This window comes from Vibrio sp. 10N.222.52.B12, from assembly GCF_002875385.1.
Taxonomy (GTDB): Bacteria; Pseudomonadota; Gammaproteobacteria; order Enterobacterales; family Vibrionaceae; genus Vibrio; species Vibrio jasicida.
This window is the reverse complement of record NZ_MDAW01000056.1, coordinates 1-3371: the sequence shown is the minus strand read 5'-3', so window position 1 is coordinate 3371 and position 3371 is coordinate 1. Positions and strand designations below refer to the sequence as shown.

The window sequence follows — 3371 nt, the reverse complement described above, 5'->3', positions numbered from 1 at the left end:
CCGATTTACGCAACAAAGCCGTGTTGAATGCCAAACAAATAAAGAAAATATAGCGACAAATAAAACAGAGGAAACTTTACTGTTAATACCAAGGATACCTTCAATGATCAGACCTGATGATGTGATATAAGCATAAAGTAATATGCCTCCAACAAAATAAACTGCGATATTATTTAAAATATTTACTCTATTGCCAAGAACGTCTTGCGTGACAGTATTAAAAGATACTTTTAAATCATATCGCTTAAAAGATTCTAAAAGCATCCATCCTGATATTGTCATCATGATCATGGTTACTAAAATGGCAATAATACTCCAGGTTGTCCAAGCGCCGGCTCCAGCACTTGGTAATCCGAGCATTCCTGCACCTACGCAAACACTTGCAATTATACAAGCGCCGCCAAATAAGGACGGTTTCTTTTCCATGTTTATATTCCTGTAAATGAAATGAATAAACTCAAACCAAATAACGTGTAAGAAAGGAATCTCGCGCATCTAATTATCGATGCGCGAGTGTCTTTTAGACCTCTTTTAAGCGAGCAGTAAAGTGACGTAGTACTTTTGGTTCATAAGTGAAATTCAAGCCTTTTACGTTTTGAGCGTTCTCTTTCACTTTTTGGAAAGCTTCTATGACAAAGTCCATATGGGTTTGCGTGTAAGTAGCGCGAGGAATGGTAAGACGTAACAGTTCTGCGGGACACGGATGTTGTATGCCGGTAGCGGGATCTCTGCCAAGCAACAAAGAACCGATTTCAACCGCACGGATGCCCGCTACTTTATACAGTTCGCAGGCGAGCGCATGAGCGGGGAACTGCTCTGAAGGAATGTGTGGGAGTAATTTTCCGGCGTCAACAAATGCTGCATGGCCGCCCGCTTGTTGGCAGACTACGCCAATGGCTTCTAAGCCATCCACCAAGTATTGGACTTGTCCAATGCGGTATTCCAACCACTCAGTGCGCATGCCATCATACAATCCCACAGCAAGGCGTTCCATGGCACCGCCTTCTAAGCCGCCGTAAGTAGGAAATCCTTCTTGCACGACACACAAAGTTCGGCTCTCGGTATACACATCCATCATTGAGTCATCTTTGAAACACAACAGACCTCCCATTTGTACCATTGCATCTTTTTTCGCAGACATCGCAAGGGCATCAGCGTATTTGTAAGTCTCTTTGGTGATCTCTGCGATGGTCCAGTCTTTATATTCAGGCTCACGCTGTTGTACAAAGTACGCGTTCTCGGCGTAACGTGCAGAATCCATGATGACAGGGATGTCGTAGCGTTGAGCTATCTCATAAACGGCTTTTAGGTTGGCAATAGAAACAGGCTGACCACCGGCTGAGTTACATGTGATAGTGCTGACAATGTAAGGGACGTTTTCTGCTCCCGCCTCTAATATTGCGTGTTCTAATTTCTCTAGATCAAAGTTACCTTTGAAGTCAGCAGTGACGGACGTATCGAACGCCTCTTCGGTATAAACGTTTTTGGCAACGCAGCAATTCACTTGCGTATGGCCTTGCGTTGTATCGAAGAAGTAATTGGATAGGGCCACCATTTTTGAGCGATCTAAGCCTTTTTCCTGCTCACGCTTTTTGATGAGTATTGGGATGTAAATCTGCTCTGCACCGCGGCCCTGGTGGGTCGGGATGGTCAGCTCATAGCCGAAAATGTCTTTAACCGCGTTGGCTAGGGCATAGTAACTACGACTTCCGCTATACGCCTCATCACCCATCAACATTGCAGCTTGCATTTGTTGGGTAATAGCACCAGTACCACTGTCGGTGAGTAGGTCGATAAACACATCTTCACTATCGAGCAGGAATGGGTTCATGCCTGCTTTTTGAATGGCTTGTTCTCGGTATTCACGTGTGGTGGTTTTTACTGGTTCTACGACGCGAATGCGGAATGGTTCTGGCAAATGTTTAAAGTTTTCCATAATTAAGTCTCTTATTTTATATAGACGTGCGAAGCTAGCCTTTAATATTTTTATATTTAATAAAGGAAGTGCTAAGAAAATAAACGTAATAAGGATCGACCAACCTTCTTACCGATGGTTAGTAAGATGAGACTAGAGAATAGAAAAAAGAGGTAGGACAGATAGTTTAAAGTCGTTGGTGTACCAAGCTATTGAGCTTGACCATAACTTTTCTTGGATCTGAATATACTTCATATTTAATTCTGTGAGTTATAGTAGTTAGATACATTATTATGCTTACATAACTAATATAAATTAAAAATGTAAACGTGCAATAATTGTGAGGTTGTTAATGTATATACTGGGAAAATGTTATATACGTTCACATAATAAATCCGTGATTATGCAAGGAGTTTCTATCCAGATTTTTTAACTTATAATGCTTTAGTTGGTGTTTTTTAGTATGAACAACTTTAATTTAATGAGTAATTAAGGTTTACATAATTAACTTGTTTCTAATGTTTTCTAAAGAAATAGCAATTGATTGCGTATTAAAATGTTAGCAATAGCCATGTTCTTTTTACATATATACATCGATAAAAAAGTAGATAGTGATGGCGATAGAAGAAAGGGCAACAAAGCCTTTTACGTGGCTGGGATTCAACTGGCGAGACACACGTGCTGCCAAGTAGCCGCCCACTAATGTGCCAACCATCACAACGCTGCCTTTGGTCCAATCGATTGAACCGTTAGCAACAAAAATCACGATAGCAATCAGAGAAACACAGGTCGAAACGAGCAGCTTAAGCCCGTTCATTAAGTTGATGTCTTGGTGTCCTGCAACCACTAAATAACTCAACACGATCACGCCTAATCCCGCGTTAAAGAAACCACCGTAGGCCGAAACTCCAACTAAAAGCAGGCTCAAAGCAATTACGCCTAAAATGCCGGCGTGTTTGGTCTCCTTGGTCAGAGATTTAATCAACGCAGTCATGCGTGAGCCAGTTAAAAAAAGTACGGTTGCGAATAACAATAGCCATGGAATCGCTTCAAGAAAAACAGATTCTGGCGTGTTCAGCAAAAGGTAAGCGCCGACAGCGCCACCAATCAAACTGAAAGAGATAGTGAAAGCCAGTTCTTGCTTGTTCTTCATGATTTCTTCGCGAAAACCGATTGCACCACTGATGTAGCCTGCGCAAGAAGCATAGGTATTCGTCGCGTTCGCCATAATGGGAGGCACGCCAACCGCCATCAAGGCAGGAAAGGTTATGAAGCTGCCACCACCGGCGACGGAGTTCATGATCCCACCCACGACGCCTGCAGCAAACAAGAGAGCAAATTCCAGCAGCATAAAAGGTCCTTTTTGTTTTTATGATTTTTTTTTCTGAACGGTTAACACTACGCAACTCACCCAAAGAAATAAAGTAGCGATTAGTTGACCCGTCCTGATATGGGT

3 protein-coding genes are annotated in these 3371 nt (G+C 42.2%); all 3 read right to left on the bottom strand.

Annotated elements, in window-relative coordinates:
- Window positions 1-426, bottom strand: a 426-nt coding sequence (locus BCT11_RS03540; RefSeq protein ID WP_277869645.1) for an aromatic amino acid transport family protein, incomplete at its 3' end; no start/stop codon positions are given.
- A gap of 94 nt (window positions 427-520) precedes the next feature.
- Window positions 521-1936: a tryptophanase gene (gene tnaA, locus BCT11_RS03535; RefSeq protein ID WP_038867543.1), complete on the bottom strand. Its 1416-nt coding sequence runs from the start codon at window positions 1934-1936 to the stop codon at window positions 521-523.
- A 559-nt stretch (window positions 1937-2495) separates the two neighbouring features.
- The gene (locus BCT11_RS03530) at window positions 2496-3266 is read right to left on the bottom strand and encodes a sulfite exporter TauE/SafE family protein (RefSeq protein WP_042601388.1); all 771 of its coding nucleotides are present in this window, start codon (window positions 3264-3266) and stop codon (window positions 2496-2498) included.
- Between the last annotated feature and the right edge of the window lie 105 nt (window positions 3267-3371).